This is a genomic window from Psychrobacter sp. 16-MNA-CIBAN-0192, from assembly GCF_040309565.1.
In the GTDB taxonomy this organism is placed as follows: domain Bacteria; phylum Pseudomonadota; class Gammaproteobacteria; order Pseudomonadales; family Moraxellaceae; genus Psychrobacter.
The window spans coordinates 1-258 of record NZ_JBEOOX010000423.1; the positions used below are offsets into that span (position 1 = coordinate 1).

At 40.3% G+C, this 258-nt stretch carries 1 pseudogene; it reads left to right on the top strand.

From position 1 onward, the window contains the following. Nucleotides 1–50: 50 nt before the first annotated feature. Nucleotides 51–258, top strand: a pseudogene (locus AAEY78_RS13830) (hypothetical protein); the annotation flags it as partial.

A 258-nucleotide genomic window follows, 5' to 3' on the forward strand; every position in this document is an offset into this window, starting at 1 on the left:
ATTCACTCAATGATTCAATTATTATTGCGGACAGGATCCGGGAGCAGTTAGTGGCTAAACCACAGTGGAATATAACTGACATTAACAACTTAGCAATTAAATCAACCTTTTCCAGAACTATGGTCACTTCAGGAACTACATTGATAACGGTAGTGGCTTTATGGATTCTGGGTGGGGCACCGCTTGAAGGTTTTTCTATCGCGATGTTTATTGGTATTTTAACCGGTACTTGGTCATCGATTTCAATTGGTGCTACCT